The sequence below is a fragment of the Methylocystis sp. genome, assembly GCF_021731785.1.
Classification (GTDB): domain Bacteria; phylum Pseudomonadota; class Alphaproteobacteria; order Rhizobiales; family Beijerinckiaceae; genus Methylocystis.
The window spans coordinates 39,890-46,931 of sequence record NZ_JAKFWS010000055.1; the positions used below are offsets into that span (position 1 = coordinate 39,890).

General features: G+C 61.6%; 3 protein-coding genes and 1 pseudogene. 2 read left to right on the forward strand and 2 right to left on the reverse strand.

What is annotated here, in order from left to right:
- Positions 1–1,629 carry a sulfate adenylyltransferase subunit CysN gene (gene cysN, locus QZ964_RS11025; protein WP_292531663.1) on the forward strand — a complete coding sequence of 543 codons (1,629 nt, stop codon included), beginning with the start codon at positions 1–3 and terminating at the stop codon, positions 1,627–1,629.
- Positions 1,630–1,873: 244 nt separating this feature from the next.
- On the opposite strand, the gene polA is transcribed toward cysN, so the two are convergent.
- Positions 1,874–4,867 (reverse strand): DNA polymerase I, encoded by a 2,994-nt coding sequence (polA, locus tag QZ964_RS11030; RefSeq protein WP_292531664.1) that lies wholly within the window; start codon positions 4,865–4,867, stop codon positions 1,874–1,876.
- Positions 4,868–4,961: 94 nt separating this feature from the next.
- Here polA and aroC point away from each other — a divergent pair, with 94 nt between their 5' ends.
- Positions 4,962–6,044 carry a chorismate synthase gene (gene aroC / locus QZ964_RS11035; protein WP_292531666.1) on the forward strand — a complete coding sequence of 361 codons (1,083 nt, stop codon included), beginning with the start codon at positions 4,962–4,964 and terminating at the stop codon, positions 6,042–6,044.
- Between the two features lie 859 nt (positions 6,045–6,903).
- Here aroC and QZ964_RS11040 read toward each other — a convergent pair.
- Positions 6,904–7,042: pseudogene (locus QZ964_RS11040) on the reverse strand (IS630 family transposase); the annotation flags it as partial.

Consider the following 7,042-nt stretch of genomic DNA (forward strand, 5'->3'; position numbering starts at 1 on the left):
ATGCATGGCGCCGTCGCTGCCGCATTGCCGTCGCGTGCGCTGGCGCGACTGGGCGGCGAAAAGCCGCTTTTGCGGTTTATCACCTGCGGCTCAGTCGATGACGGCAAATCGACATTGATCGGGCGTCTGCTCTACGACGCCGATCTTGCGCCCGACGACATTATCGCGGCACTGGAGAGCGATTCAAAGAAGCACGGCACTCAGGGCGAGGCTCTGGATTTCGCGCTGCTGGTCGACGGGCTTGCGGCTGAGCGCGAACAGGGCATCACCATTGATGTCGCCTATCGCTATTTCGCGACTGACCGGCGCAAATTCATCGTCGCCGACACGCCGGGTCATGAGCAATACACCCGCAACATGGCGGTCGGCGCTTCGACCGCCGATCTCGCCATTCTGCTTGTCGACGCGCGCAAGGGCATTCTGCCGCAGACCCGCCGGCACAGCGTCATCACCTCGATGTTCGGCGTGCGCCATGTCGTTGTCGCGGTCAACAAGATGGACCTTGTCGGCTACAGCGAAGAGGTATTTCGCAAGATCGAGGCGGATTTTCGCGCATTCGCCGACGGTCTTCGCTTTGCATCGATCTATGTCGCGCCGCTCGTGGCGACGGATGGAGACAATCTTGTTCACGCCAGCGCAAACATGCCCTGGCACGATGGTCCGCCGCTTCTCTCTTATCTCGAAGGCGTCGCAGTGGACGACGCGATGGCGATCGCGCCCTTTCGCATGCCCGTGCAGTGGGTGAATCGGCCCAATCTCGACTTCCGCGGCTTCTCCGGCTTCATCAGCGGCGGCAACATCCGGCCCGGCGATATCGTGCGCATTCTGCCTTCAGGCCGCGATACGCGCGTCGCCAGGATCGTCACCTTTGACGGCGACCTCGACAGCGCTGTCTCAGGTCAGTCCGCGACGCTCACTCTCGCCGAGGAGATCGACGTTTCGCGCGGCGATCTCTTGTGTTCGCCGGTCTCGCCCGCGAAAATCGGAGATCGTCTCGAGGCCAAGCTCTTATGGCTCGTGCGCGAGCCGCTTGTCGCCGGCAAAAGCTATCTGCTGAAGCTCGGAACGAAAACTGCGCCCGCCGCCGTCACGGTCGTCGATACGCGCATCGATATTGAAACCGGACAGTCGCAGCCGCTTCCCGGGGGCTCGAAGCTCACATTCAACGAAATCGGCGACGTGCGCCTGTCGCTCGAAACAATGATCGCCTGCGACCCTTATCTCGAAAATCGCGAAACAGGCGGATTCATTCTCATCGACCGGATCACCAATGAAACGGTCGCGGTCGGCATGGTCAAAACGGTCGCCGCTTCAAACGGCCGCACGGCGCCCCCGCTGACTGAACTCAGCTACGCATCTATGGAAGGTCTGACACTTGTGCGCGAGTCGTTTCGACCGACTCCGACGCGCAGCCTGGCCAAGGCGCTGTCCTGGCTTGCTCCGGCGAGCATTTCGACCTTCCTGATCGTTTACGCCTTCATCCAAAACGCAGAACTCGCCGCCGAAATCACCGGCGTCGAGTTGCTGGCGATCTTCTCGCTCTATTATCTGCACGAGCGGCTCTGGTCGCGATTGAACTTCGGACTTGCGACGGAAGAAGCGCGCAGCGGAGACGATCTGGGCCTGTGAGAAGAATTGCGGTTGAACGGTTCGAATGTCATTCCCGACGCGCGCAAAGCGCGCGATCGGGAATTTAGAGCAAGCCCAGTGTTCTTGAATTGGCTCTGGATTCCCGGTCAGGCCTATGGCCTGCCGGGAATGACACAGTCAGCGCAAACGGATCAGCTGGATTCCGAATGACGAATTCCGACTGTTCGTTTGGCTGGGCCTGCAGCGAATGACCTGCAAGCGCTTCAGACGGAAACATGAGCCGTTAATGCGCTTCGTCCCAATTGGCGGCGGCGCGCGCATCGACTTTCAGCGGCACGGCAAGGTGAACGGCGGGCGCAGGCGCTTGCTCCATCACGCGGCGCGCCACCTCGATCGTCGCCTCCGCTTCATCATTCGGCGCTTCGAACACAAGCTCATCATGCACCTGCAAGAGCATCTGCGCCGAAAGGCCAGCGTGCGCCAGCGCATCATCCATTCGTATCATCGCTCGCCGGATGATGTCGGCGGCCGCGCCCTGGATCGGCGCGTTAATCGCCGCGCGCTCATAAAACGCGCGGTCTGACGCATTGGCTGAGCCAATGCCGGGGAAGTGATAGACGCGGCCGAAAATCGTCGAGACTTCGCCTTTCTCGCGCACCGTCTTGCGCGTCGAATCCATATAGTCACGAATGCCAGGAAAGCGTTCGAAATAGCGCTTGATATAGGCGCTCGCCTCTTCGCGCGGAATGCTCAGCTGATTGGCGAGTCCGAAGGCGGAAATGCCGTAGATGATGCCGAAATTGATCGCCTTGGCGCGACGGCGCGTTTCGGCCGGCATGTCCTTGATGGGCACATTGAACATTTCGCTCGCCGTCATCGCGTGAATGTCGAGATTATCGGCGAAGGCGCGTCTGAGCTGCGGAATGTCGGCGATGTGGGCGAGCAACCGCAACTCGATCTGTGAGTAATCCGCCGAGATCAGCACACGGCCGGGCGCCGAGACAAACGCCTTGCGGATTTTGCGGCCTGCCTCGTTGCGAACGGGAATATTCTGCAGATTGGGCTCGGATGACGAGAGCCTTCCCGTCGTTGTCGCGGCGAGCGCATAGCTCGTATGCACGCGGCCGGTCTCCTGATTGATATAGCCGGGCAGGGCGTCGGCGTAGGTGCTCTTGAGCTTGGAAAGCTGGCGCCAGTCGAGAATGCGGCGCGCAAAATCATTGCCGGCGACGGCGAGATCTTCGAGAACGCTCGCTGAGGTGGACCAGGCGCCGGTCGCGGTTTTTTTTGCGCCGGGCAGCCCCATTTTGCCGAATAATATGTCGCCTAATTGCTTGGGTGAGCCGAGGTTGAATTTCTCGCCGGCAAGATCGAAGATCTCAAATTCCAGACGCGCCATGTCCTGCGCAAATTCGCCAGAGAGCCGCGACAAGGTCGCCCGCTCGACAGTGACGCCCCTTCGCTCCATGCGCGCGAGCGTCGCGACCATCGGTCGCTCCAAGGTCTCGTAGACGGTGCTCATGCGTTCCGCCAAGAGCCGCGGCTTCAACACGCGCCAAAGGCGCAGGGCAACATCCGTCCGTTCCGCCGCATATTCCGTCGCCGCCGTCAGCGAGGCGCGCGGGAAGCCGACGTAATTGCGGCCAGAGCCCGCGACGGCGGCAAAGGTCAGAGCGTCATGGCCGCAATAGTTGCGCGCCAGGTCTTCAAGACGATGATCGCTGCGTCCCGAATCCAGCGTGTATGACATCAGCATCGTGTCGTCGATCGGCGCGACGTCGATCCCGTAGCGGGATAGAACGAGCAGATCATGCTTCATATTATGCGCGATTTTGAGGATCGAGGCGTCCTCAAACAGCGGCTTCAATTGTGCGAGAGCCGCAGCGAGCGGAATCTGTCCCTCGACCAAATCGGCGCCTGCGAAAAGATCCGCCGACTCCCCAGAGCGATGTTGCAGCGGAATATAGCAGGCGTTTCCAGGGGCGGTCGCCATCGAGACGCCAATAAGCTCGCAACGCATTGGGTCTGGAACGGTCGTTTCGACATTGACGGCGACCAGTCCTGCGCCAGCGGCTTCCGTGATCCATTGATTCAGACGCTCCGCTGAGACAACCGTTTCATAGATGGAGCGGTCAATCTTGTTCGCTTTCGCTTCGGCGCGACGCGCCGCGACGAGGCTTGCGGGCGTGCGGGCGTCGCTTGGCGCTTTCTCGGCGCGCTTCGGCGCTTCAGCAGCGGTCGGCGCGACCTCGGACAATGCGCCATCGCGGGCGCGCCAGCCGGCGGCGCCGACAAAACCGGGATCCGGCTCAACATCCTGCGCATGCACGCCATACATCTCGGCGACGCGGCGGGTGATTGTCGTGAACTCCATCGCCTGCAGAAAGGCGATGAGCTTTGCGGCGTCAGGCTGATGGAGTCCAAGGTCTTCGAGCGGCGTTTCAAGAGGCGCGTCGCGCACGAGTTCGCAGAGCTTCCTCGAAATAAGGATACGCGCAACCGCATCCGGCTCGGTCAGCGCCTCCCGCCGCTTTGGCTGCTTGATACCCGACGCCTGCGCGAGCAGCGTTTCGAGATCGCCGTATTTGTTGATGAGCTGAGCGGCGGTTTTGACGCCGATGCCTTTCGCGCCCGGGACATTGTCGGTCGAATCGCCAGCCAGCGCCTGCACGTCGACGACTTTGTCCGGCATGACGCCGAAATAGTCGACAACCTCGGCCTCGCCGATGAGGCGTTCTTCCCGCGAGCCCTTTGCGCCTGCCGTCCCCGAGGCGGGGTCATACATTCTCACGCCGGGACCGACGAGCTGCATCAGGTCCTTGTCGGCCGAAACAATCAACACGTCCGCGCCCTTCGCCTGCGCCTGCGTGGCATAGGTGGCGATGAGATCATCGGCCTCGTAGACGTCCTGTTCAATCGGCGTGAGGCCGAAAGCGCGCACGGCGGCGCGCATCAGCGGAAACTGCGGAATGAGGTCTTCTGGCGGCTCCGAGCGATGCGCTTTGTAGTCGGGGTAAATGTCCTTGCGGAACGAATGCTCGCTCTTGTCGAAGATGATGGCGAGATGCGTTGGCTTCACGCCGGCCGCGCCCTCGCGCACGAACTGCAACAGCTTCGTGCAGAAAAGCCGCACGGCGCCGGTCGGCAGCCGGTCGGAGCGATAATTGTATTTCGCATCCTGTCGGATCGACTGAAAATAGGCGCGAAAGACGAAGGAAGAGCCGTCAACGAGGAAGATATGGCTCCCGGGGCCGACGGGCTTAAAGGTGAGGGTCATGGGCCTATCTTAACGGCGCGCGCGCGCCGCGTCATGACGCGGGCCGCCTGAAACCGCCGTTTGACCGGCGTTGGTCCCGGGCCTAGAAGACCGCATGTCCCACAACAGTTTCGGCCATCTTTTTCGCGTCACGACGTTCGGCGAGAGCCATGGACCGGCGCTCGGCGCGATCGTCGACGGCTGTCCGCCGAAAATTCCGCTCGAAGCGAAGGATATCCAAGGCTTTCTCGACAAGCGCAAGCCGGGACAGTCGCGCTTCACCACGCAGCGGCGGGAAGCGGATGAGGTGAAGATTCTTTCCGGGGTTTTTGCTGATGGCGACGGCCGCCAGGTGACGACCGGAACCCCGATCGCGCTCGTGATCGAAAATACCGACCAGCGCTCGAAGGACTATGGGGAGATCGCCGACAGATATCGGCCCGGCCACGCCGATTATGTCTACGATGCGAAATATGGCGTGCGGGACTATCGCGGCGGCGGACGCTCCTCGGCGCGTGAAACGGCGGCGAGGGTAGCCGCGGGGGCCGTCGCGCGAAAGGTGATCGCCGGCGTGACGATTCGCGGCGCGTTGGTGCAGGTGGGATCGCACAAGATCGACCGCGCGAATTTCGATTGGGCAGAGGTGGAGCGCAATTCGCTTTTCTGCCCCGACGCGCGCGCGGCGGAATTATGGGCGGACTATCTCGACGACGTGCGCAAGGACGGATCCTCGATCGGCGCGGTGATCGAAATCGTGGCGGAAGGCGTTCCGGCCGGCTGGGGCGCGCCGGTTTACGGCAAGCTCGACGCCGATCTCGCCGCGGCGATGATGTCGATCAACGCCGTGAAGGGCGTCGAGATTGGCGCTGGATTCGGCGCCGCCCAACTCACCGGCGAAGAGAACGCCGATGAAATGCGCGCCGGAAACGACGGACTGACGTTTTTGTCCAACAACGCCGGCGGCGTGCTCGGCGGCATTTCGACCGGCCAGCCAGTCGTCGTGCGCTTCGCGGTGAAACCGACATCTTCAATTCTCACGCCCCGCCGCACCATCGATCGCTTCGGCAATGAGACTGACATCGTCACCAAAGGCCGCCACGATCCTTGCGTCGGCATTCGCGCCGTTCCGGTGGGCGAAGCAATGATGGCCTGCGTGCTCGCCGATCATTTCCTGCGCCATCGCGGGCAGGTGGGGTGAGCCCAAGCGGCGAGGCCGGCGAGCTTTCTTGTCGTCTTGCTTGCGATCGCGAGTCCCAAAGCAACGCCCGCGCCTTGCTTGCCAACATCTCCATGCGGCGTCGCGCAAGAAAATGTGTTTGGACGCCGCTTGTCATGCGCGCGTATCGATTGCGTGGAATTCTCCTCCTGCCGATGGCGATCAGATCGAGGGCGAGATTCCAAATCGAAGGTGAAAACAGGCGCATCGCTTTCACTCTTGTCCCGCATCAATTTCGAAGCGTCGTTTCGCCGCATGGCGGCCGATCGCGGCTTACTTGACCGCGCAAGCGATCGAAACCTAACGTTGACTTTGGAACCGAGAGGCGGCGGTGGCTCCAATCTTTCAGCGGATACGTCTGCCCGCGCGCTTGTTCGCGGCGATGGTCGCCTGCGTTTTTCTGGCGCAGACGGGGATCGCGGCCACACATCTTACTGTGTTCGGACAAGGCGTCGGCTTCGGCGCAGTCTGCGCGCCGCAAGACGGAGCAAAGGACGGCGCCGCGCCGATCGCTCCTCCTAATCGCCATTGCCAGGCGTTTTGCTGCATTCTGCATGACGGTGCGCTCGATGCGCCGCCTTTAAGACCTGTCGTTTCAGCTGCGTTGATTTTTCCATCCGAGGCTGTTTCGCCTCGGCTGAAGACTTTCGGCCGGGCGCCGCGGATCGAGCCACAACGCGCGTCCCAATCGCCAAGGGCTCCTCCCCAGCAGGGCTGAAGTTTTTTTCGCGGACGAGCATCCGCCCTCGCCATTTCCATGGCGATGCGGGCGAAAGATGCGCGCGAGAAAGTTTTCGGAACCTACCCGCCCTAGTAGAGCGTTTCTTTGGATCGACTCATATCATGCCGCGATGTCGATCTTGTAAGTCCAGGTATGAACGACAGGCTCACGGTTAACGTCGTCGATTGCCTCAATGATTCGATCCTTCAACTCCTGTTTGGACGCGACGCGGATATGGCGAAGTGCCGATCGCGCGAGC

Bases quoted from the DNA above. Each gene is read 5' to 3' on its own strand.
- cysN (WP_292531663.1), top strand. From the start codon at position 1: ATGCATGGCGCCGTCGCTGCCGCATTGCCGTCGCGTGCGCTGGCGCGA.
- polA (WP_292531664.1), bottom strand. From the start codon at position 4,867: ATGACCCTCACCTTTAAGCCCGTCGGCCCCGGGAGCCATATCTTCCTC.
- aroC (WP_292531666.1), top strand. From the start codon at position 4,962: ATGTCCCACAACAGTTTCGGCCATCTTTTTCGCGTCACGACGTTCGGC.